Consider the following 21,795-nt stretch of genomic DNA (forward strand, 5'->3'; position numbering starts at 1 on the left):
TGGGAGAGTAGAAGACCATGGAAACCCGCGCCAACCACGTCGTCGTCGGAGCCTTCACGCTGCTCGTGGTCGCCTGCGCCTTCGGCTTCGTCTGGTGGTTCGCCGCCGCAGGCCAAAGCCGCGAGCGCGCGATCTACCGCGTGCAGTTCGAGGGCGCGGTTTCGGGGCTGACGCCCGGCTCCGGCGTGCTGTTCAACGGCATCCGGGTCGGCGACGTCACCAATCTGAACTTCGATCCGCAGGACCCGGCCAAGGTCGTGGCGCGCGTCGAGGTGTTCAAGAACACCCCGATCCGCACCGACACCCGCGCCCGCCTCGAAATGACGGGTCTGACCGGCGGCGCCGTCATCCAGCTCACCGGCGGCTCGCAGACGGCGGAAAGCTTCCCGCTGGTGACGACCGAGTCGGGCGACCCCAACAACGCCCCGATCCTCGTCGCGGAGGCTTCCGCCTTCCAGGACATCCTGGAAGGCGCGCGCAACGTGCTGCAGCAGGCGCAGACCACCTTCGGCGACATCCAGGGGCTGGTCGGCAATTCGCGCGGCTCGATCGAGCGCTCGCTGCAGAACGTCGAGCAGTTCACCGCGGCGCTCGCGGCCAATTCCGACGACCTCAAGAGCTTCATGCAGAACACGGGCGTGGCGGCGCGCCAGATCGGCAACCTCGCCGACAATCTGGTGCCGCTCGTCACCGACGTGCAGAACCTCGTGCGCGCCGTCGACGTCAACAAGGTCGACCAGACCATGACCAATGCGGTCGCGTTCACGGACTCGCTGCGCAAGGCGGGGCCGGACGTCGAGAAGGCGATGGCGCAGGTCGCCGGCCTCGCCGAGCAGCTCCGCGGCTCCGGCCAGAAGGTCGACGAGGTGCTGAGCCGCGTTCAGGGCATCGTCGCGGCGGTGGAGCCGAGGACCGTCAACGCCGCCGTCGAGCGCTTCAACCAGGTGCTTCAGTCGGTCGATCCGGCGAAGGTGAACTCCACCATCGCCTCGATCGAGGAGGCCTCGCGCAGCGCCAACCGCACCATCCAGGCGATCGACCCGGAGAAGATCAACCGTGCGGTCGACGGCTTCTCGGGCCTGATGACCTCGATCGACGGCCCGACCATCAACCGCACCATCGCGAGCATCGACCGGGCGGTCTCGGCCGTCGACGGCGACAAGGTCCGCTCCACGGTCGACAACATCAACCGCTTCGCCGAGGCGCTCGGCCGCAACAGCCAGACGGTCGACCAGATCATGGCGGACGCCAGGGGCATTTCGGGCCGCCTCACCGGCACCGCCGACAAGCTCGACTCGCTGCTCGACGACGCCAAGAAACTCGTCGGCTCGGGCGAGGCGCAGGGCGCGATCGCCGACTTCCAGAAGACCAGCCAGGCGATCCGCGAACTCGCGCTCAAGCTCGACGGCCGCACCGCCGAGATCGCCTCCGGCATCTCGAAGCTCTCGAGCTCGGGCCAGCGCGACCTTCAGGGCTTCATCGCCGACGGCCGGCGGACCCTTAACAATCTCGATTCCGTCCTTGGGGACATCAGGCGCAATCCGCAACAGTTCCTGTTCGGGACCAAGGGCGGCGTTCCGGAGTATCGCGGCCGATGATCACGTCTTCGCTCCGGTTCGCGGCCGTGCTCGGCGCGGCGCTTTCGCTCGCGGCCTGCTCGTCCTCCAAGCCCCCCCAGACCTTCGACCTCAACGCCCCGGCGCGGGTCGCGGCCGCCGGCGGCGTTCGCGGAAACCTGGTGGTCGCCGAGCCCGTCGCGGTCGCGACCATCGACGGCCAGCGCATCGTGGTGAAGCCGAACGCCGGCGAGGTCACGTTCCTGCCCGACGCGCAGTGGTCCGACCGGCTGCCGAAGCTCGTGCAGTCCAAGATGATCGAAGCCTACGAGAACTCCGGCCGCATGACCTCGGTCGGCCGGCCCGGCGACCGCCTCACGGTCGACTACCAGCTCGTGACCGAGATCCGCGCCTTCGAGATCGACGCCGCGACGGGGCAGGCGCGTGTCGAGATCTCGGCCAAGTTCATCAACGACAAGACGGGGCGCATCGTCTCCGCGGCGGTGTTCCAGGCCGCGCGCCCGGTCGGCGCGATTTCCGGCGCGTCCGCGAGCCAGGCGCTCGACCAGGCGCTTTCGGAGGTTCTGACCGATCTCGCTGGCGGACGCGCCGGACCTCCTGAGCCCTCTCACGCAGGCGTCATCGCCGGCGGGTTGCCGTGGGCGACCGGCGACCGACCTCACCCTCCGACGCCATTCGCGCGACGGAGGTCTTCCATGCGCTCGTCCCTGAAGCTCGCGGCCTTCTCCGCCGTGATCGCGACGCCGGCTCTCGCCCATCACGGCTGGTCGGCCTACGATTCGTCCAAGGCCTTCGTCATCGAGGGGCCGGTGGTGGAGTCGTCCTATTCGAACCCGCATGGTTCGGTGTTCCTCCAGCATGGCGGCCAGCGCTGGGAGGCGGTGCTCGCGCCGCCCTCGCGGATGAGCGCGCGCGGCCTCAAGGAGGAGGACATCGCGGTCGGCAAGACGGTGAAGGTCGAGGGCTACCCGTCCAACCGCACCAAGAACGAGATGCGGGTCGAGCGCATCACGGCCGGCGGCAAGACGGTCGAGCTGCGCTAGAGCGCGATGCGATCTCATTCGCTCACGCCGTCATGCCCGGCGACAGCCGGGCCATCACGACTTTCCGGGATCGTCGAGCTCGACGCCGAAGTCGTGGATATCCGCGAAGACGCGGGCATGACGTGGCGGTTCGTCCTGACATCATCGCGCCATCGGCAGGGACGCTGAGATGGAGCAGGCCGCCCAGGCGCCCGAATGGGCGGCGGCGCTCGAGGCGACTTGGGCCGGCGTCCTCATGCGGCAGTCGGCCGTCGCCTATCCGGTCGCGAATCTCGTCCACCTGCTCGGGCTGACGCTGCTGGTCGGGCCGATCCTGCTGTTCGACCTTCGGGTGCTGGGCGTCGGCCGACGGCTCGTCGGTCTCGAGGGGCTTTCGCAGTTCGTGACGCCCTTCGCGGTCGCCGGCGCGATCCTCGCGATCGCGTCCGGCCCGCTGCTGTTCCTCGCCGACGCCAAGGCGCTTTCGACCAGCCCGACGATGATCGCCAAGCTCGCGCTCGTGGCGCTCGGCCTCCTGAACGCGCTCGCGTTCCGCCGGGCCTATGGCGACCGCCTCGTCGGCTGGGACTCAGCGCCCGCCGCGCGGGGGAGGGCCCAGGCCGCGGCCTCGATCGTGATCTGGTTCACGGTCGCAGGGCTCGGGCGGATGATCGCCTATCTGTGAGCGCCGCCGTCATGCCCGGCGGCGGCCGGGCCTCCACGACTTTCTGGGATCGTCGAGCTCGACGCCGAAGTCGTGGATCCCCGCGAAGACGCGGGCATGACGCTGCACGGGCGGACTGCGCGCTTTAAGACGCCGTCCATCCTCGAGCCATGAGGACTGCTCTGGTCTCTGGCGTCCAGCCCTGCCCCTCATGGCTCGAGGAGCCCGCCTTTCGCGGGCGTCTCGAAGCACGCAGCTCCTTGGTCCAGCTCCATTCGCTCGCGCCGCCGCGCGCAAAAGAAAAGCCCGCCGGACGGTCTGTCCGGCGGGCCTTGTTTTCAATCGAGCTGTTGGTTTCAGCGCTGCTCGAACTTGCCCGCGGCGTGGGCCAGCATGGTGTAGACCTTGCCCGTCTCCGAGGTGAGGTAGGTCTGCGCGAGGGCGTCGTCGGAGCCCTTGGGCGCGACCTCCTCGAGCAGCTTCTCGAACTCGGCGACGTAACGGTCGACCGTCGTGCGGAACTCAGGCTCCGCGGCGTATTTGCGCTTTATGTCCTCGTATGTCTGCTGGCCCTGCAGCGTGTAGAGCCGGCGGGTGAAGACGCCCCGCTCGCCGCGGCGGTAGCGGTCCCAGAGCTCGGCCACCGCCTGGTGGTCGATCATGCGGGCGATGTCGACCGACAGGCTGTCGAGCGCCTCCAGGGTCTGCGACTGCGGCTTCAGCTGCGCCTCGCCTTCGCCGTCGTCGTCCTGGGACGCGCGGGCGAGCAGGCCCGAGATCCAGCTGGCGTTGTCGTCGCCGCGCGGCATGCGTGGGGCGGCTTTCGCGGGAGCAGCCGGAGCCTGGGCTTTCGCCGGGCCGGGGCCGCCTGCTTCTGCGCAGGGGCGGGCGCAGGCGCTGCGGCCTGCGCTTGCGGCTTCGGAGCGGCCGGAGCCGGGGCCTGAGCAGGCTGGGCAGGGGCGGGGGCCGCCTGAGCCTGCGGCTGCGGCGCGGGACGCGCGGCGGGCGCAGGGGCCGGGCGGGCCGCCGGGACGGCCGCCGCAGCGGCCGCGCGGGCCGGGCGCTCGGCGACGTCGAACGAAGCGCCGTGGCGCGCGGCGATCTCGCCGAGCGCGTTCAGCGCCTTGATCTGATCGGCCACCACGCGCCGCAGCTCGGCGGCGTTCTCCTCGGCTTCCTTCGGCATTTCGAGCACGCCGCGGCGCAGCTGCTCGCGGGTCTTGTCGAGCTCGGACTGGATCGAGACCGTCATGGTCCGCATCTCGCGCGACACCTCGCCGAAGCGCGTGGTGGTGTCGGTGAGCATGCGGCCGAGCTCGCGCGCGGCCTCGTCATTGGCCGCCTTGAACGCGACGGCGGTCTTCTGCCGCTCGCCTTCCGAGAAGGTGCGGACCTTCTCGAACTCGCCGGCGATCGACTGGGTGGTGGCGCCGACCTGCGCCGCCAGCCCTTCGGCCACCTGACGGGCGCGCTTTTCGGAGCGCGAGCGAGGCGTCGATCGTGGTCGAGAAGCCCTCGAGCACCGTGCCGAGCTCCTTGGCCTTCTCGCCGAGCGAAGAGGACAGCGTGTCGAGCGCGCCGCGGCGCTCCTCGAGCTGGCCGGCGAGCTGGCCCTGCGCGCCGTCGAGCGTCTCGATCACGCGGGTGATCGCGCCGGTCTGGCTTTCGAGCTGGCGGGCGACGTCGCTGACGCGCTCGAGCACCCCGACCGAGACGTCGCGGAGCGAGGCCACCTGACCGCCGACGCGGTCGCCCGTGCGGGTGGTGGTCTCGGCGATGTCCGCCATGATCTCTTCGAAGGCGTTCACGCGGCTCGCAAGGTCGGTCTCGACCGCGCCGAGCTTGCGGCCGGCGTTGTCGAGCAGGGACTGCAGGCTGGTGTTGGCCTCGCCGAGACGGGCGAGCGTTTCGGCGAGCTCGCCGGTGAGCGCCGTCTGCGTCTCGGTGAGCTCGGACACCGCGCGCTTGCTTTCGCGCGTGATCGTGCGGGCGAGCGTCGAGGTCGCCTCGGTGACGGCGTCCTGCAGCTTGGAGGACGACCCGTCGAGCAGCTCGACGGCCTTGGTGGTCTCGACCCCCATCGTCTCGCCGAGGCGCTGGGCGGTGAGGCGCAGGCGGTCGGCGACCTGGTTGAGATTGGCGATCGCCGAGGCGCCGCGGGTCTCAAAGGTCGCGATGAGGTCGCTGTTCAGCGCCTCGACGGTCTCGCGCAGCGCGTCGCCGCGCACGCCGAGCGTCTCGATCAGGGGTGGCGGCGCGCTCGTCGAGACGGCCCACCACGCCTTCGCCCACGACCGACAGCTCGCGCGTCACCGCGCCGCCATGGGTCTGGATGCGTTCGAGCAGGCCCGAGCCGCTCTGGTCGAGCGCCGTGGACAGCTCGCCGATGCGGCGGGTGATCTCGGCCGCGACGCCCTCGGCGAGGCGGGAGAGGCCGCCTTCGACGCGGGTCGATGCTTCGCCGAGCGCGCGGGTGACCTCGTCGACGCGGCCGGCGAGCTCGCCCGCGACGCCCCGCGCCGCGCTCGTCGAGCGCCGTGCTGACGCTGTCGAGGCGGCCGAGCACGGTCATCTCGAAGCGCGCGATGCGGGTGTCGAGCGTGTCGCCGACCTCGATCGCCTTGGCTCCGAGGGCGCGATTGACCGCTTCCGCCTTGCCGTCGAACGAGGCGACGAGATCGTCGGTGCGCGCCGAGAGCGTCGCGGCGAACTCGGCGGCGCGCTGCGAGAGCAGGGCCGCGACGCCGTTCGAGCCCTCGCCGAGCGTGCGGGCGAGTTCGAGCGTGCGCTGCGCGAGCGTCTCGTTGAGCGTGCGGGTGCGCGACGACAGGCCGTCGTCGATGCGCGTCATGCGGCTCTCGAGCGACAGCGCGAGGTCGCCCATGCGGGCCGACATCTGCTGGTCGAAGGCCTGGAAGCGCACCCGAGCTGACCGTCGAGGTCCGAGGCGCGTTCGCCGAAGGCGTCGGCGCGCTCGGCGAGGGTGCGCTCGAGCTCGGACGCCTTGGAGTCGAAGCTCGCGACATGGAGCGAGACCGAGCGGGTGAGCTTTTGGGCGCGTTCGTCGAGGTTCTGGAAGCTCTCGGCGATGGCGTCGCCCATGGCGCCTGCGCGCTCGTTCAGCGCGCCGACGCGGCTGCCGATCGATTCGTCGAGCGCCGAGACGCGGCCCGAGAAGCTCTCGAGCCGCTCGCCGAGCGCGGCGTCGAGCGCCGCGACGCGGGAGTCGAACGAGCCGAGCCGCTCGCCGATCACGCGGTCGAGCGTGCCGACCTTGGCGTCGATCCGGCCGATCTGCTGGCCGATCGTCTCGTCGACAAGCGCGACCTTGGCGTCGATCGCCGACACGCGGTCGGCCATCGCCCCGTCCATCTGGCCGAGACGGCCGTCAAGCTCGGTGATCTTGCCGTCGAAGGCCGTGACGCGCTGGTCGATCTCGGTCGCGGTGCGCAGGAGGCGGGCGTCGAGCGCTTCGCCCTGGCGCGAGAGGCGTCCTCGAAGGCCGCGATGCGGGCGCCGATTTCGCCGCCGGCGCGCGTGACGTGGGCGTCGAGCCCGTCGAGCTGGACGCGGGCCGCCTCGCCGAAGGCGGCGAGCCGGCTTTCGATCTCGCGGCCGGTCTTGGCCGCCTGCGTCTCGATCATCTCGACATGGGCGCGATTGGCCTCGCCGAAGGCGACGACGCGGGTCTCGATGTCGCGCCCGGCCTGGGCGGCCTGCGCCTCCAGGCTCTCGATGTGGGCGCGGTTCGCCTCGCCGAGAGCCGATGCGGGTCTCGATCTCCTGGCCGGCCTTGTCGGCGTGGGCTTCGAGGGTCTCGAAATGCGCGCGGCTGGCGTCGCTGAAGGCCGCGATGCGGCTCGCGAGGTCGCGGCCGGCCTTGGCGGCCTGGGCGTCGAGGGTCTCGAGATGGACGCGGCTGACGTCGCTGAAGGCCGAGATCCGGCTTTCGATGTCGCGGCCGGCGCGCTGGACGTTGGCCTCGAGGCCGGCGACATGGTCCTGGGTGAACTGGTCGAAGGCGGCGAGGCGCTCGTCGAAGCCCGACAGGCGGCCGGCGAGGACGCCGTCGAACTCGCCGAACTTGCCGTCCATCTCGGCGATGCGCTGGTCCATCCGCTTGGCGACCGTCCGGCCTTCGACGCCGAGCCGATCGGCGAGCGCGCCGCCGCGCTGGGTGACGATCTCGTCAAGCGCGGCGATCTGGGTCGCGAAGCTTGCCCCGACCTCGCCGCCGCGCGCCGAAATGGCGTCGGAGAGCTCGCGGGCCGCGATGGCGAGCGCCTCGCCGACCTTCTCGCCGCGCTGGCCGATCAGCACGCCGATCTCGGTCGCCACGCGATCGAGCTGCTCGCGGATCGCGGAGACGCGCTGGTCGAGCTGGCCGCCGAAGCCTTCGACCGAGCCTTCAAGCGTCGCGCGGGCCGAGGACGCGCCGTCCTCGAGCCTCGTCGCGACATGGGAGGCGGCGTCGGCGAGCATGCGCTCGGCGTTGGAGATTTCGCCCGCGAGGCGGTCGCCCAGCGTCTGGCCTGCGGCGTCGTAGCGGGTTTCGAACGCGGCGATGCGCTCGGCGAAGCCGCGGGCGGCGCGTTCGTCGGCCTCGCGGAACGCGGCCTCGGCGGCGTCGGAGCGGTCGCCGATCGAAGCGACGAGGCGCTGTTCGCTCGCCGCCATCCGCGCCTGGAGATCGGCGCCCTTGGTGACGATCGTGTCGTGGATGCGCTCGGCCGTGTCGCCGAGCGTGATGGTCAGGCGGCCGCCGCGGTCGGCGATGATGTCGGCGACGGAGGCGCCGGTCGTCGAGAGACGCTCCTCGAAGGCGCGCAGGCGGTCCTCGACGCTGGAGCCGATCCGGCCGGTCGCGGCGTCGAACGCCGCCTCGGCCGCCACGGCGCGCGCGTCGATCGTCTCGCCGAGCTTGTCGCCCGTCGCGGCGAGGCGGCTTTCGAGCTCGCCGCCGCGGGTGACCACGATCTCGTGGATGCGCTCGGCGCTGTCGCCGAGATTGTTGAGCAGGATCTGGCTGCGCTCGGAAAGCACGTCGGCGATCGTCACGCCGACCGCCTCGATCGAGTCGCGCACCTCGGCCGCGCGGCCGTCGATCGCCGAGACGATGCGGGCGCCGGCGGCGCCGAAGTCGCTCTCGATCGCGGCGCTGCGGTCGACCACCGCCTCGTAGACACGGTCGCTCGCGCGGGTGATGCGGGCCGCGACGTCGAGGCCCTGGGCCTCGAGCAGCGTCGCCATGCGCTCGCCGCCGTCGGCGTAGCGGCGCTCGAGCTCGCCGCCATGGACGACGATCGCCTCGTGCATCTGGGCGCTCGCCTCGGCGAGCCGGTCGGCGAGGTCGGAGCCGCGGACGCCGATCTCGTCGGTCAGGCGCGAGCCGGTCTCGTCGAGACGGCCGGTGATCTCGGAGCCGCGCTGGGTGAGGTCGTCGACCACGCGATCGCTCGCAGCCTTGAGCGCCTCGGTGACGTCGGCGGCGCGCTGGGCGAGCGCCTCGCGCACCTCGACCGCGAGCGAGCCGAGAGCGGCGGTCGCGTCGGCGACGCGCTCGGAGAGGTCGCGCAGAACCACGTCCGACCTGTCGGCGAAGCGCTGGGAGACGTCCGAGCCGGTGCGGTCGAGGTCGCTCGTGAAGCTTGCGCCGCGGGCCGCGAAGTCGTCGGACAGCCGCTGGGCGGTCGTCGCCAGCGCCTCGATCGAGCGCTCGCCGCGCTCGGCGAAGGATGCGGTGACAGACTCGGCGGTCGCGTTCAGCGTTTCGATCAGGTTGCGCGAGCGTTCGCCGAGCTGGTCGATCACGCCGCGCGACTGGAACTCGACGGCCTCGTGGAAGGAGGCGCCGGCGTCGGCCAGCGCGTCCGACATTTCGCGCGAGCGGGCGCTAAGCGCCGAGAGGACTTCGCCCGAGCGGTTCGACAGCTGGGCGTCGAAATCGGCGCCGGCGGTCGAGAGCGCCATGGACATGTCGCGCGAGCGGGCGTCGAGACGATCGATCAGCTCGCCGGAGCTGACGGTCATGCGCTCGTCGAACGCGGCGCCGGCGCCGGCGAGGGCGTCGGACATTTCGCGCGAACGGGAGCCCAGCGCCGCGAGGACTTCGCCCGAACGGGCCGACAGCTGGGCCTCGAAATCGGCGCCGGCGGTCGACAAAGCTTCGGTCATGTCGCGCGAGCGCGTGTCGAGGCGCTCGATCAGGTCGCCGGAACTCGAGGTCATGCGCTCGTGGAACTCGGCGCCCACGCCCGCGAGGGCGTCGGAGATGTCGCGGGAGCGCGAGTCGAGGGCGGTCAGAACCTCGTCGGAGCGTTCGGAGATGCGCTCGTGGAACGCGGCGCCGGCGGCGGCGAGCGCGGCGTTGAGCTCTTCGGCGCGGCCGGCGAAGCGGTCGCCGACGCCAAGGCCCGTGCGGTCGAGCTGGTCGACGATGGCGTCGCCGCGCTCGGCCAGCTGGTCGGCGATCGCGGCGCCTGCGCGCTCGATCTCGCTGACGACGGAATTGCCGCGCAGCTCGATCGCGCTCGCGGTCTCGGACGAGAAGCGCTCGACGCGGCCGTCGAACTCGGCGCTCGCGGCGGTCAGGCGGTCGACCACCAGCATCGAGCGGTCGTCGATCGAGCGCACCAGCGTCTCGCTGGAGGAGACGAGCGCGACGCGGGCGGCGTCGGAGCGCTCGGCGATCGTCGTGGAGAGCGAGCGGCCGACCTCGTCGAGATCGCGCGCGATCTCGGAGCCGCTGGCCGCGAGCCGCTCGATCATCTCCGAGCCGCGTCCCGCGATCGATGAGAGCATGTCGTCGCCCGCGCGCAGGATCGCGGTCGTGATCTCGTCGGTCTTGGCGCTGAGGTCGCCGGTGACGCGCTGGCCGGAGCTCGTGATGTTGTCGGACAGGAGGCCCGCGGCGGCGTTGAGGTCGCGCGCAGCCAGCAGGTCGTGGGCGCCTGCGATCGTCTCGCGCAGCTTCTCGGCGTTGCCGTCGATCGCCTCGCGCTGGGCCTGGATCTCCTCGATGAGGGTGCGGACCCGGACCTCGTTCTCGTGGAACGAGCGCTCGAGCGACGAGACCTCGCCGCGTACGAGCTGTTCGAGGTCGCCGGCGCGGCTGACCGCGCGCTCGATGCCGTCGCCCATGGCGGCGACTTCGCGGCGGACCGCCTGGCCGAGCGAGGAGACGGCCTCCGACGACGCCGTGTCGGGTTCGGCGAGGCGCAGCGCGACCTCGGTCATGGAGCGGGCGACGAGGCGCATCTCCTGCGCGCGCCAGGACATCATCGCGATCATGAAGAAGACGACGATCGGCGCGAGCGTCGCGAGGATGGTCACCGCGAGGTGGGCCTGCACGCCGCGGTCGGCGAAATCGAGCTCGCTCGTTCCAAGGCCGATCACGGTCGCGGCGTAGATCGCGGCGAGCGCCGCCCAGGCGAGCGAAACCAGCGTGGCGGCGAAGAACGGCGCGCGCGAGGGCTTGCGCTGCAGCGCATAGACGAGATGGGCGAAGGAGCGGGCGTCGTCATTGGCGGGGGCGCGGCGGCCGCGCTCGAGCGCGGCGCGGCGCTCGGCCGCGGTCGTCCTGGCGGGTTCGGCCGGCTTTGCGGCCTCGGCCCGCGGGGCGTCGGCGGGTTTGGCCTCGACCGCCGGAGCGGCGCGCTCCTCGGCTTTCGGGGCCTCCACCGTCGCCTTCGCGTCCGGGGCGACGAGGTTCAGCGCCTCCTCGATCGCGGACAGAGCCGCTTCGGCCGGATCTTTCGCCGGGGTCGCATTCGCCATGATCGTCGCCTCGCGCCGCACGCCACACACACTAACTCTGGCCGGGCCAAGACCGCCAAAGATCGCGCAACGCCTTGAGGAGCTCTCTCAAGATACGACGATCATTGACGAAATTTGTCTTGGCCTAAGCCCTTCCTTGCCCCGACGTGCGCCGCTTCGCCCGACGGGGCATACTCCTGCGCCGAGAATGCTACCGGCGATCTTAACTCTAGAGAACAGTGGAATCCGGCATTTGGCAAACATCGTTAACGTCTTGTTAACCATATGGAGCCTCGCGCCCCGGAGCCGCGCATGTTCTTGAGGTTTTTCGACGCGCTGCGGAGCGCCGGCGTGCCGGTTTCGCTGCGCGAGCATCTCGCTTTCCTCGACGCCCTCGGCCGCGGGCTGGGCGCCGCCGACATCGACGGGCTGCATGCGCTCGCCCGCACATGCCTCGTAAAGGACGAGCGATTCTTCGATCGGTTCGACCGCGCCTTCGGCGAAGTGTTCAGGGGCGTGGAGCGGCTCGAGGACGCGCTGTCCTCCGCCGACATCCCGCCCGAATGGCTCGCGCGCGGCCTCGGGCGGAGCCTCAGCCAGGCCGAACGCGACGCCATCGAGGCCATGGGCGGGCTCGACAAGCTGATGGAGACGCTGAAGCATCGGCTCGAGGAGCAGAAGGGCCGGCACGAAGGCGGAAACAAGTGGATCGGCACGGGCGGGACCTCGCCCTTCGGGGCCTATGGCTACAATCCCGAGGGGATCCGCATCGGGCAGGACGGAAACCGAAATTTCCGCGCCGTGAAGGTCTGGGACAAGCGCGAGTTCAAGGATCTCGACGACACCGCCGAGATCGGCACGCGCGCGATCAAGATCGCGCTCCGCCGGCTTCGCCGATTCGCACGCTCGGGCGCGCCGGACGAGCTCGACCTCGACGCCACCGTCGAGGGCACGGCCCGGCAGGGCTGGCTCGACGTCCACATGCGGCCCGAGCGGCGCAACGGCGCCAAGGTGCTGCTGCTGCTCGACGTCGGCGGCTCGATGGATTGGCACGTCCGGGTCTGCGAGGAGCTGTTCTCCGCCGCGCGGGTCGAGTTTCGGCGGCTCGAGCACTTTTATTTTCACAACTGCGTCTATGAGCATCTGTGGAAGGACAACCGCCGCCGACGCGCCGAGCTGACGCCGACCTTCGACGTGCTGCGCGGCCTGTCTCCGGACTGGCGCGTGGTGATCGTCGGCGACGCTTCGATGAGTCCCTACGAGATCATGGTCCCGGGCGGCTCGGTCGAGCATATGAACGAGGAGGCCGGGCAGGTCTGGATCACGCGTCTCGTCGACCGGTTTCCGAAGCTCGCCTGGATCAATCCTCTGCCCGAGGCGCAATGGGACTGGACCGCGTCGGTCGGAATGGTGCGCGATCTCGTGGGCGGGCGGATGCATCCGCTCACTCTCGAGGGGTTAGAGGCCGCGATGCGCCAGCTCGCGCGTTAACGAAAGATCAAGGATTGGGGCGACGGGAAGGCGACAGGCGCTATGATGGAGCGGATCCGGCGGCTCTGCCCGAGACGCATCGGATCCGCACGGGGTCCGACCGTCCGGCCGAACCTTCCTCCGCCGCCGGAGCGCCGATGGCCTTCGCCTCGATCGATCTGCCCGAACCCCGGATCGGAACGCGCGTCCACGCGGCCGAGCAGGGCGACAGCGACGGCGTCGCGATCGCGCGCGGCGCGGCCGGCCTCGGCGGGCTCGAGGCGGACTGGCGCGAGATCTCGGGACGCGCAGGCGATACGGCGGCCTTCCTCGGCTTCGGCTACGCGCTCGCGGCCGCCCGCTTCCACGAGGCGCGCGGCGAGAAGGTGGTGGTCGCGGTCGCGCATTGGCTCGGCCGTCCGGCCGCCGCGGTCGCCGTCGTCCTACTGCGGCGCGCGGGCGTCACGATCGGCACGGCGCTCGGCGATCCCGTCACGCAATATTCCGACGCGCTGCTCGCCGCCGACGCGCCGCGCCGGCTGGTGGGCCTCGCGCTGCGCGCGATCGCCGAGGCCGAAGGCGTCCATCTCTTCGATTTCCGGCGGGTGAGGGCTGAGTCTCCGCTCACCCCTGCGCTTGCGGCCATGACCCGCGCCGACGCCGTGCGCGCGGAAGCGCCTTACGCAGACCTCACCCGCGCCGCGGACGTCTCGACCCTGCTGCTCGAGGTGGCGGGCGCCAAGCACAGGCGCGAACGCGCGCGCTCGCGGCGCCGGCTCGCCGAGCGCGGCGACCTCGCCTTCGAGGTCTTCCGCGGCGAGGCGGCGGTCGGCCCGCTCGCCGAGGCGTTCCGGGTGAAGGGCGATTGGCTGGCGCGCAACGGGCATTTCAGCCGCGTCATCGAGGATCCCGCGGCGCTGGCGCTGCTGCAGGAGGCCGGGCGCGACCCGGTGGAGGGCGCGTCGCTCGTGGTCGCGCGGCTGTCGGTCGGCGGAGCGCCCGCGGCCTATGAGGTCGGGCTGGTGCGCGGCCGACGCTTCCACGCCTATCTCGGCGCGGTCGTCCACGACTTCGCGGGCGCAAGCCCCGGCAAGGTCGTGATGGAGGACGCGCTCGGCTGGGCCAAGGCCGAAGGGCTCGAGACCTACGACCTGCTCGCTCCGGCCGACCGCTACAAGCGCGAATGGTCGACCGGCGCGGTCGCGGTCCGGGACTTCGTCGCGCCGATGAGCTGGAAGGGGCGGCTTTACGCCGGCCCCTGGCACGGGACGCTGCGGCCAGCGCTTCGCCGCTCGCTCGACGGCCTGCCGCCCGTCGTCCGCCGCGTCGCCGCGCGCGCCGCCGCGGCGCTCGGGATCAGGTGAAAGAGCTGGCGCGGCAAAGCGCGCGCCGGCCGCTCACGTCACTTTCCGCCGGCGCGCTTCTTGGCCGGATGTCCCGATTTCACGGGCGCGCCAAGCGTCGGCCGCGCGCGATGGGGCTTGGCGAAGGATTTGCCCACGCCATGGTCGGCCGTCCCCGGCCGATCCCCATGGGGCCGGTCCCCATGCGGCCGGTCGCCGCCGCGGAACTTCGGCTTGTGCTTGCCCGGACGCTCGCCGGCGCGGTGGTCGCCTGCGTCCTTGCGCGGGCCTTGGGGAGCTCGCGGAGCGTTTGCGATGACGTCGGTGCTCGGCGCCCAGCTTCGGCTCGGACGCGGCGGAGCCTCCGGCGCGGCGTCGTCGGCGCGAGATCACGACGTCGCCCTTCTCGGTGCCGAGCGCGGCGGCGGCGAAGCGTTCGGCGGCCTCGGCGGCGATTCCCACCTTGGTCTCGCGGTCGAAGATCCGGATCGCGCCGATCTCGTCGCGGGTCACGCCGCCGCGGCGGCACAGCATCGGCAACAGCCACTTCGGGTCAGCGTTCTGCTTGCGGCCGACCCCGAGGCGGAACCAAACGGCGTCGCCGAACTCCTCGCGGCGATGGAGACGGGCGCCGCCGTCCGGCCGGGTCCCGCCGTCCGGGCGCGCGCCGCCCTCCGGCCGAGCGCGCTGGCGCGGCGCCGCCCAATCGCCGACGTCCTCGACCCGCTCGGGCTCCGGCAACTGCGCGCGCTGAAGCCGCAGCAGCGCGACCGCGACCGCCTCGGCGCCGCCGCGCTCCAGCAGCGCGCGGGCGCGGGCGAGTTCGTCGTCGCTCGCAGGCGCCGAGCCCGCAAGGTCGGCGGCGAGCCGCTCCTCGTCCATGGCGCGGATCTCGGCGGCGGACGGCGGGGCGCTCCAGATCGGCGTGACGCCGATGTCGCTGAACAGCAGCTCGGCCTTGCGGCGGCGCGAGGCCGGGGCGATCAGAACGCTGACGCCCTTGCGGCCCGCGCGGCCGGTGCGGCCGCTGCGATGCTGGAAGGTCTCGGCGTCATGCGGCAGGTCGGCGTGGACCACGAGCTCGACATTGGCGAGGTCGATGCCGCGGGCGGCGACGTCGGTCGCCACGCACACCCGGGCGCGGCCGTCGCGGATCTCCTCCAGCGCGCGGTTGCGCTCGCCCTGGCCGAGCTCGCCGGAGAGCAGGACCGCGGAGAAGCCGCGCTTGGCGAGATGCTGGTGCAGCCGGCGCACGCTCTCGCGGGTGGTGCAGAACACGATCGCGGCGGCGGCGTCCTGCTGGCGCAGCACGTTGACGACCGCGGCGTGGCTCTCGCGCGGGGCGACGCGGATCGCGCGGTGCTCGATGTCGGCATGGGCGCGCGCCTCGCCGACGGTCGCGATCCGGAACGCGTCGCGCTGGAAGCGGCGCGCGATCGAGACGATGGCGTCGGGAAGCGTCGCGGAGAACAGCAGGGTGCGGCGTTCGGCCGGCGCGGCCTCGAGGATGAATTCGAGATCCTCGCGGAAGCCGAGGTCGAGCATCTCGTCGGCCTCGTCGAGCACGACAGCCTTGAGCGCCGACAAATCGAGCGCGCCGCGGGTGATGTGGTCGCGCAGGCGCCCGGGCGTGCCGACGACGATGTGCGCGCCGTGCTCCAGACGACGGCGCTCCGAGCGGGGATCCATGCCGCCGACGCAAGCCGCGATGCGCGCGCCCGCCGCGGCGTAGAGCCAGACGAATTCGCGCTCGACCTGCATCGCGAGCTCGCGCGTCGGCGCGACCACGAGCGCGAGCGGCCTCGCGGCCTGACCGAGCGTCTCAGCGCCCTGGAGCAGGGTCTCGCCCAGCGTGAGGCCGTAGGCGACGGTCTTGCCGGACCCGGTCTGGGCCGAGACGAGGAGGTCGCGGCCTGCGGCCTCGGGCTCCAGCACGGCGCTCTGCACGGGGGTCAGCTGCGCATAGCCGCGCTCGGTCAACGCGCATCAGCGGCGACGTTTCGGGGAGGATGTTCACGGTTCGCCTTCGGGACATGAGCGAACCGGCGCACGCGACGCGGCGCGAATGGGATCGGCTCGGATCAGGGATTGCGGCTCCCATACAGGTTTTTTCGCCGATGCGCCAATGCAACCGCGCGCGTCAGGGCTGCGCGGCGGCGATGGCCGGCGTCTTCCCGATTTTCAGCCCGGCGCCTTCGCGGGGGCCGTCTCGGGCATGAGGACCAGCACGGGAAGCACGAGCGCCGCGACCGCCGCGATCATCAAGCCGGGCGTCCCGGGCCAGCCGGTCGCCTCGACCAGCCGATGGGCGAGATAGGGCGCGAGCCCTCCGAAGATCGCCGTCGCGCCGGTCGCGCCGAGCGCGAGGCCCGTGAGCCGGCCCTCGCCGGGCAGCAGTTCGGCGGTCGCGACGGCGCCGACCGCGCTCACCCCTCCGGCGATCGCCGCGAGTGTGACCGCGCCGGCGAGGGCGGCGGCCGCGGAGCCGTTCGCGACAAGCGCGAACATCGCGACGGGCAGGGCGGCGCTCAAGAGCGCGACCGCGACCAGCACGGGCTTCCGGCCGAAGCGGTCCGACAAAGCCCCTGCGACCGGCGTCGCGAGGATCACCGCGACGGCCGCCGCCGTGGAGAGCGACAGGGCTTCGCCTTCGGTGCGGACCCCCGCGGAGGCGAGGAAGGACGGCACGTAGGTGATGCCGACGTAGTAGGTGATCGAGCCGAGCGCCGAGATCGCGAAGCCCCGCGCGACGGCGCTCCTGTGCGTGGTCAGCATGTCGCGCAAGGGCCTGGCGGGAGTGGCGTCGGTCGCGCGCTGCCGCTCGAATTCGGGCGATTCCTCCATGGCCGAGCGCGCGATCCAGACGCCGCCCGCAAGCGCCGCGCCGACGAGGAAGGGAATGCGCCAGCCCCAGGCGTCGAGGTCGGGTCCCGAAAGCGAACCGACGACGAGCGCCGCGACGCCGACGGCGAGCAGGGCGCCGATCTCGCTCGTGGCCGAGGCCGAGGAGGTGACGAGGCCGCGCCGCTCCGCCTTCGCGCCCTCGAGCAGATAGGCCACCACGCCGACATATTCGCCGCCGACCGCGAAGCTCGAGACGCAGCGCAGCGCAAGCAGCGCCCAGCCGGCGGCGGCGCCGGCCTGCGCGTCGGTCGGGAGCGCCGCGGTGGCGAGCATGGAGGCGGTCATCAGCGCGACCGAGAGCAGCATGGCGCGCCGGCGGCCGAAACGGTCGCCGATCTGGCCGAAGACGAGCGCGCCGAGCGGCCGCAGCAGATAGGCGGCGGCGAAGCCCGCGAGCGTCTCGGCGAGCGCGCCTTCGCCCGTCCCGAAGAACACCCTGGCGAGCGTCGGCGCGAGATAGAGGTAGAGCGTGAAGTCGTACCACTCGACGACCGTCGAGACGGAGGCGATCGCGAGCGAGCCGCGCGAGACCTTTCGGGGCGGGAGCGCGGCCCCGGCCGTCACGCCACCCCGAGCTTCTTCTGCAGGCTCGTCGAGGAGGTGGTGTACTGGAACACGATCCGGCGGTCCGGATTGATGCGGCGCGCGGCCGCCTGCGCCATCAGCGCGCCCTCGTGGAAGCCCGAGAGAATGAGCTTCAGCTTGCCCGGATAGGCGTTGATGTCCCCGATGGCGAAAATCCCGGGCGTGGTCGTCTCGAACTTTTCGGTGTCGACCGGCACAAGGTTCTCGTCGAGATTGAGGCCCCAATCGGCGATCGGCCCGAGCTTCATGGTCAGCCCGAAGAAGGGCAGCATGGCGTCGCTCGCGATCTCGTGGATCGAGCCGTCGTTGAGTTTGACGCGGGCGGCTTCGAGCACGCCGTCGTCGCCGAGGAGCTCCGTCACTTGGCCAAGCGCGAGGTCGACGACGCCCTCATCGACGAGCTTGCGCATCTTGTTGACGCTGTCGGGGGCGGCGCGGAAGGCGTCGCGGCGGTGGAGCAGGGTGACCCGCTGGGCGACGGGGGCGAGGTTCAGCGTCCAGTCGAGCGCCGAGTCGCCGCCGCCACGATCAGCACGCGCTTGCCGCGGAACACGTCCATCTTGCGCACGGCGTAATGGACCGACTTCGCCTCGAACGCCTCGACGCCGTCGATCGGCGGCTTCTTGGGCTGGAACGAACCGCCGCCGGCGGCGATCACCACCACCTTGGCGTCGAAGCGCGTCCCGGCGTCGGTGGTGAGCAGGAAGCGCTCGTCGGGCAGCGGCTCCAGCCCCGCGATCATTTCGGAGAAATGGAACGTCGGCTGGAACGGCTTGATCTGCTCGAGGAGATTGTTGGTGAGCTCCTGACCCGTGACCACGGGCAGGCCGGGAATGTCGTAGATCGGCTTTTCCGGATAGAGCTCGGCGCATTGCCCGCCGGGGCGGTCGAGGATGTCGACCACATGGGCGCGGATGTCGAGCAGGCCGAGCTCGAACACCGCGAAGAGCCCGACGGGCCCGGCCCCGACGATGACGACGTCGGTCTTGATGGTCTCGGTCATGGCGCCCCGGCGCGAGAATGGCGGGCGCGCGATCGCGCCCCTTCAGGACGCCGATCTAGGTCATCGGGAGCAAAAGCGACAGGGCGACGGAGGTCGACGCTCGGTCAGCCCTGGCGTTCGGGGGTCGTGACCACTAGCCCGTCGAGCGCAGGAGTGACCTTGATCTGGCAGGAGAGGCGGCTCGTCGGGCGCACGTCGTAGGCGAAGTCGAGCATGTCCTCCTCCATCGGCTCAGGTCCGCCGACGGCCTCGGTCCAGGCCTCGTCCACATAGACGTGGCAGGTCGCGCAGGAGCAGGCCCCGCCGCACTCGGCCTCGATGCCGGGGACGTCGTTGCGGATGGCGGCCTCCATCACGGTCGAGCCGGGCTCGGCCTCGACGGTGCGCTTGCCGCCGTCCTGATCGATGAAGGTGATGCTCGCCATCGGTCGCCCCGCTCGAAGCCTCGTCGCGGCCCTTTGGGACCGCGGCGGCCGGCGGCGCTCACCGCCGGTCCGAGCTGGCTCTTTAGAGTCTTTCCGAACGACGCGCCAGCAAGCTGCGGCGCGTCAGGTCGTCGAGGCGGTCTGGAGCCGTGAGGCTCAGCGGTCGAGGCCGTAACGCAGCTCGATCGCCGAGGTCACCTCGGCCACCGACTCGGCGAGTTCGGCCAGCGCCTTGCCGGTCGGCTCGCCGGCCATCGCCGCGCGCTCCAGCTCGTCGGCCGCGAAGGCGACGCGATTGGCGCCGACGCCGCGGGCCGAGCCCTTGAGCGTATGGGCCACGTCCGCGCGCTCGGCCGGGTTGGTCAGCGCGTCGAAACGGAAGAGGAGGATGCGGGCCTGGCGGCGGAACAGCTCCAGCACTTCGCGCTCGAGGCTGCGGTCGCCCATGGTCTGGCGGTTCAGGTGTCCGACGTCGATCGCAGTCGCGAAGGCGGTGTCAGCTCGTTGTTCGAATTGTCTCATCATGCTCGACATTGTGGTCACGCTCCGAAGCCCGTCAGGGGTACGCGGCGGGCTGTGTCTCCAAATACTGCGCCTCAGTTGTCTAAATCTGGGCGGAACAGGTTCACCAATCGCTACATTTCTTTTCGTAGACCCGCCGTGGCTTTTGAGCCACTGGGGCAGCTTGGCCCAAGAATGCCTTGGCCGCGTTGAACTCCACCCGAACGACGCGTTCATCAGGCGTTCATTGCGCTGCACAATGAAGAAGTCGCCAACAGCGTTACCGGCGCGTGAACGGACAGGGTTGAGAAAGCCTGAACGCGCCCCCACCTCCGCCGAGGCGCGACGGGGTTGCGCGCCGGCCACACCTGACGGGAGTCCCATGCGTCGCCTCATCCTGTTCCGCCACGCCAAGTCAGACTGGTCGCAGGAGGGGCAGGAGGACCACGACCGCTCGCTCGCAGAGCGCGGACGGCGCGCCGCCGGACCCATGGGCGCATGGCTCGCGGGGAGGGGATTTCGGCCTGATTTGGTGCTGTGCTCGACCGCCCGGCGCGCGCGCGCCACTTGGGACATCGCCAAAGGGGCGTTCTCGCCGTCTCCGAAAGCGACCTTCGACGCGGACATCTACCACGCATCCCCCGGCGCGCTGCTTCAGGTCGTGAAGGGCGCGCCTGCCGGCATCCAGACGTTGATGATCGTTGGCCACAATCCGGGTCTCGAACAGTTCGTGGAACTACTTGCGTCGAAAGGCGACCCGGAGGCGCGGCGCGCGCTCTCGGCTAAGTTCCCCACGGCCGCGATCGCGGTGCTGGATTTTCCCCTCGACGATTGGGCCTCGGTCGAGCCCGGCTCGGGCCGGCTCGACCGCTTCGTCACGCCCAAGGCGCTCGGGATCGCGGACGAATGAGCCCATCGGGCATCAGCTTCGGCGGCTTGTTCGACGAGGCCCGAATCGTCGCGCGCAGCCTTGGCGAGGCGGTCTCGGGCGCGCTCGATCCCACCATCCGGCTCGGAGTGACGGGGCTGTCGCGCGCCGGCAAGACGGTGTTCCTCACCGCGCTCGTGCAGGCGCTCGTGAACGGCGCTCGGCTGCCTGCGTTCCGCGCCTATGCGGAAGGCCGCATCGCCGGCGCGCGGCTCGCGCCGCAGCCCGACGACGCGGTGCCGCGCTTCGAGGTCGAGCAGCATTTTCGCGCGCTGACCGGCGCCGAACGCGGCTGGCCGGACTCGACGCGGCGCATTTCGGAACTGCGCGTCGTGGTGGACTTCGAGGCGCACGGCTTCCTGACCGGTTCGCGCACCCGCCGCAGGCTCACCCTCGACATCGTCGACTATCCGGGGGAGTGGCTGCTCGACCTCGCGCTGCTCGGCCAGGATTTCCGCGAATGGAGCGAGCGCACCCTCGCCTCGAGCGACGGGCCGACCCGCGCGCCGATCGCCCGGAACTGGCGCACCCATCTCGACACGCTGGATCCGCTGAAGCCCGAGAGCGAGGACGCGCGCGCGCCGCCGCGGCGCTGTTCGCCGCCTATCTGAAGGCCGGCCGCAACGACCGCGTGGCCCTCTCGACGCTGCCGCCCGGCCGCTTCCTGATGCCGGGCGATCTCGAGGGCAGCCCCGCGCTCACCTTCGCGCCGCTGGCGCTGCCGGAGGAGGGGGGCGCGCCCTCGGGCTCGCTCTGGGCCATGATGGAGCGCCGCTACGAGGCCTATCGCTCCCATGTCGTGAAGCCGTTCTTCCGCGACCACTTCTCCCGGCTCGACCGGCAGGTGGTGCTGGTCGACGCGCTCGCGGCGCTGAACGCCGGCCCGGAGGCGGTGGCGGACCTCGAGAACGCGCTCGCCGACGTGCTCTCGGCGTTTCGCCATGGCCGCAATTCGTGGCTGTCGAGCCTGTTCCGCCCGAAAGTCGACCGGCTGCTGTTCGCCGCCACCAAGGCCGACCACCTCCACCACACCAGCCATGACCGGCTGGAGGCGATCCTGCGCCGCCTCGTCAGCCGGGCGATCGAGCGCGCCGAATTCGGCGGCGCGGCGGTCGACGTGGTGGCGCTTGCGGCCGTGCGCGCCACCCGCGAGGCGACCGCGCGGCAGGGTCGGCAGGAGCTTCCGGTCATCGTCGGCGTGCCCGAGAAGGGCGAGCGCTCCAACGGGCAGATCTTCGACGGCGAGGAGGAGATCGCGGTGTTTCCGGGCGACCTCCCGGCCGATCCTGAAGTCGCGCTGCGTTCCGGCGGCTATCAGGGTCTCGCCGCGAGCGAAGACGGCGGCGATCTTCGTTTCGTGAAGTTCCGGCCTCCGAAGCTGGTCACGACCGACCGCGCTCCCCAACTTCCGCACATCCGGCTCGACCGGTCGCTCGAATTCCTGATCGGAGACGCGCTGGCGTGAGAGCGGTGGAAACCAGGCTTCGTGTTTCGAGACGGCTCTGCGGGCCTCCTCGGCATGAGGGAGGTTCTCGGCTCCGGGCCGGCCTCGGCGGTCCTCATGCCGAGCAGCGCGCTTCTGGCGCGCGTCGCGAAGCACGCAGTTCCTCGATGCAGA

At 71.4% G+C, this 21,795-nt stretch carries 14 protein-coding genes and 2 pseudogenes; 7 read left to right on the top strand and 9 right to left on the bottom strand.

Annotated elements, in window-relative coordinates:
• Positions 1-17 precede the first annotated feature (17 nt).
• The 3 genes from K6K41_RS23895 (at position 18) to K6K41_RS23905 (ending at position 3,284) form a co-directional block, all read left to right on the top strand.
• Positions 18-1,598 (top strand): MlaD family protein, encoded by a 1,581-nt coding sequence (locus tag K6K41_RS23895; RefSeq protein WP_261402559.1) that lies wholly within the window; start codon positions 18-20, stop codon positions 1,596-1,598.
• The gene (locus tag K6K41_RS23900) at positions 1,595-2,620 is read left to right on the top strand and encodes an ABC-type transport auxiliary lipoprotein family protein (RefSeq protein ID WP_261402560.1); all 1,026 of its coding nucleotides are present in this window, start codon (positions 1,595-1,597) and stop codon (positions 2,618-2,620) included. Before K6K41_RS23895 ends, K6K41_RS23900 begins: the two co-directional genes overlap by 4 nt.
• A 169-nt stretch (positions 2,621-2,789) precedes the next feature.
• A complete protein-coding gene (locus K6K41_RS23905) occupies positions 2,790-3,284 on the top strand; it encodes a DUF6644 family protein (protein ID WP_261402561.1) in 495 nt (164 codons plus the stop codon).
• A 335-nt stretch (positions 3,285-3,619) separates the two neighbouring features.
• On the opposite strand, the gene K6K41_RS23910 is transcribed toward K6K41_RS23905, so the two are convergent.
• The 4 genes from K6K41_RS23910 to K6K41_RS23925 all read right to left on the bottom strand — a co-directional run bounded on the left by K6K41_RS23910 (position 3,620) and on the right by K6K41_RS23925 (position 11,039).
• The gene (locus K6K41_RS23910; protein WP_261402562.1) at positions 3,620-4,072 is read right to left on the bottom strand and encodes a hypothetical protein; all 453 of its coding nucleotides are present in this window, start codon (positions 4,070-4,072) and stop codon (positions 3,620-3,622) included.
• A 522-nt stretch (positions 4,073-4,594) separates the two neighbouring features.
• The gene (locus K6K41_RS23915; RefSeq protein ID WP_261402563.1) at positions 4,595-5,491 is read right to left on the bottom strand and encodes a hypothetical protein; all 897 of its coding nucleotides are present in this window, start codon (positions 5,489-5,491) and stop codon (positions 4,595-4,597) included.
• A 14-nt stretch (positions 5,492-5,505) separates the two neighbouring features.
• Positions 5,506-6,186 (bottom strand): apolipoprotein A1/A4/E family protein, encoded by a 681-nt coding sequence (locus tag K6K41_RS23920; RefSeq protein WP_261402564.1) that lies wholly within the window; start codon positions 6,184-6,186, stop codon positions 5,506-5,508.
• On the bottom strand, positions 6,111-11,039 hold the full coding sequence (locus tag K6K41_RS23925) for an apolipoprotein A-IV repeat region-like domain-containing protein (protein WP_261402565.1): 4,929 nt from the start codon (positions 11,037-11,039) through the stop codon (positions 6,111-6,113). Before K6K41_RS23925 ends, K6K41_RS23920 begins: the two co-directional genes overlap by 76 nt.
• A 291-nt stretch (positions 11,040-11,330) precedes the next feature.
• On the opposite strand from K6K41_RS23925, the gene K6K41_RS23930 reads away from it, so the two are divergent.
• Complete coding sequence (locus tag K6K41_RS23930) at positions 11,331-12,509, top strand: vWA domain-containing protein (RefSeq protein WP_261402566.1); 1,179 nt, start codon at positions 11,331-11,333, stop codon at positions 12,507-12,509.
• Between the two features lie 137 nt (positions 12,510-12,646).
• Positions 12,647-13,852 carry a GNAT family N-acetyltransferase gene (locus K6K41_RS23935; RefSeq protein ID WP_261402567.1) on the top strand — a complete coding sequence of 402 codons (1,206 nt, stop codon included), beginning with the start codon at positions 12,647-12,649 and terminating at the stop codon, positions 13,850-13,852.
• A gap of 33 nt (positions 13,853-13,885) precedes the next feature.
• Here K6K41_RS23935 and K6K41_RS23940 read toward each other — a convergent pair whose 3' ends face one another.
• The 5 genes and pseudogenes from K6K41_RS23940 to K6K41_RS23960 all read right to left on the bottom strand — a co-directional run bounded on the left by K6K41_RS23940 (position 13,886) and on the right by K6K41_RS23960 (position 19,195).
• A complete protein-coding gene (locus K6K41_RS23940; RefSeq protein WP_261402568.1) occupies positions 13,886-15,811 on the bottom strand; it encodes a DEAD/DEAH box helicase in 1,926 nt (641 codons plus the stop codon).
• Between the two features lie 201 nt (positions 15,812-16,012).
• Entirely contained in the window at positions 16,013-17,299 is a 1,287-nt protein-coding gene (locus K6K41_RS23945; RefSeq protein WP_261402569.1) for an MFS transporter, read from the bottom strand.
• Positions 17,296-18,323 (bottom strand): annotated as a pseudogene (locus K6K41_RS23950) (NAD(P)/FAD-dependent oxidoreductase). The gene K6K41_RS23945 and the pseudogene K6K41_RS23950 overlap by 4 nt, the downstream one beginning before the upstream one ends.
• 104 nt (positions 18,324-18,427) lie before the next feature.
• A complete protein-coding gene (locus K6K41_RS23955) occupies positions 18,428-18,748 on the bottom strand; it encodes a 2Fe-2S iron-sulfur cluster-binding protein (RefSeq protein ID WP_261402570.1) in 321 nt (106 codons plus the stop codon).
• 156 nt (positions 18,749-18,904) lie between these two features.
• On the bottom strand, positions 18,905-19,195 hold the full coding sequence (locus K6K41_RS23960; RefSeq protein ID WP_261402571.1) for an Hpt domain-containing protein: 291 nt from the start codon (positions 19,193-19,195) through the stop codon (positions 18,905-18,907).
• A gap of 436 nt (positions 19,196-19,631) precedes the next feature.
• Here K6K41_RS23960 and K6K41_RS23965 point away from each other — a divergent pair, with 436 nt between their 5' ends.
• Both K6K41_RS23965 and K6K41_RS23970 read left to right on the top strand, forming a co-directional pair.
• Positions 19,632-20,159, top strand: a complete 528-nt coding sequence (locus tag K6K41_RS23965; RefSeq protein ID WP_261402572.1) for a SixA phosphatase family protein — start codon at positions 19,632-19,634, stop codon at positions 20,157-20,159.
• Positions 20,156-21,642: pseudogene (locus K6K41_RS23970) on the top strand (YcjX family GTP-binding protein). The gene K6K41_RS23965 and the pseudogene K6K41_RS23970 overlap by 4 nt, the downstream one beginning before the upstream one ends.
• Positions 21,643-21,795: the final 153 nt, after the last annotated feature.

The organism is Chenggangzhangella methanolivorans, from assembly GCF_019797865.1.
Taxonomy (GTDB): domain Bacteria; phylum Pseudomonadota; class Alphaproteobacteria; order Rhizobiales; family Methylopilaceae; genus Methylopila; species Methylopila methanolivorans.

Excerpts from the sequence above, each read along its gene's own strand:
- K6K41_RS23895 (WP_261402559.1), top strand. The coding sequence starts at position 18 with ATGGAAACCCGCGCCAACCACGTCGTCGTCGGAGCCTTCACGCTGCTC.
- K6K41_RS23900 (WP_261402560.1), top strand. The coding sequence starts at position 1,595 with ATGATCACGTCTTCGCTCCGGTTCGCGGCCGTGCTCGGCGCGGCGCTT.
- K6K41_RS23905 (WP_261402561.1), top strand. The coding sequence starts at position 2,790 with ATGGAGCAGGCCGCCCAGGCGCCCGAATGGGCGGCGGCGCTCGAGGCG.
- K6K41_RS23910 (WP_261402562.1), bottom strand. The coding sequence starts at position 4,072 with ATGCCGCGCGGCGACGACAACGCCAGCTGGATCTCGGGCCTGCTCGCC.
- K6K41_RS23925 (WP_261402565.1), bottom strand. The coding sequence starts at position 11,039 with ATGGCGAATGCGACCCCGGCGAAAGATCCGGCCGAAGCGGCTCTGTCC.
- K6K41_RS23930 (WP_261402566.1), top strand. The coding sequence starts at position 11,331 with ATGTTCTTGAGGTTTTTCGACGCGCTGCGGAGCGCCGGCGTGCCGGTT.
- K6K41_RS23935 (WP_261402567.1), top strand. The coding sequence starts at position 12,647 with ATGGCCTTCGCCTCGATCGATCTGCCCGAACCCCGGATCGGAACGCGC.
- K6K41_RS23955 (WP_261402570.1), bottom strand. The coding sequence starts at position 18,748 with ATGGCGAGCATCACCTTCATCGATCAGGACGGCGGCAAGCGCACCGTC.
- K6K41_RS23960 (WP_261402571.1), bottom strand. The coding sequence starts at position 19,195 with ATGGGCGACCGCAGCCTCGAGCGCGAAGTGCTGGAGCTGTTCCGCCGC.
- K6K41_RS23965 (WP_261402572.1), top strand. The coding sequence starts at position 19,632 with ATGCGTCGCCTCATCCTGTTCCGCCACGCCAAGTCAGACTGGTCGCAG.